Annotated in this window: 1 protein-coding gene; it reads left to right on the top strand. The window is 52.0% G+C overall.

The genetic code is table 11. The features are described 5' to 3' along the window. A partial coding sequence (locus ACR9ZK_RS22665) for a class I adenylate cyclase (protein ID WP_481344178.1) occupies positions 1–254 on the top strand: 254 nt, incomplete at both ends.

The raw sequence follows: 254 nt of genomic DNA, 5'->3' as shown, positions 1-254 counted from the left end.
CGATCCGACCGCAGCTTTCCGCAATCAGGTGGTGCAGTTTGATTTCCGTAAGCTGGATGTTTTCAGTTTCGGGCAGAATCAGCAATGCATGGTCGGCAGTATTGACCTGCTCTATCGCAACTCATGGAATGAAGTGCGTACGCTGCATTTCAGCGGTGAACAGGCGGTGCTTGAAGCGCTGAAAACTATCCTGGGCAAAATGCATCAGGATGCTGCACCGCCGGAATCGGTAGAAGTGTTCTGCTACAGTCAGC

It is taken from the genome of Monashia sp. HAY1-5C, from assembly GCF_056755255.1.
The sequence above is the reverse complement of the archived record's forward strand: the minus strand, read 5'-3'. Positions and strand labels throughout refer to the sequence as shown.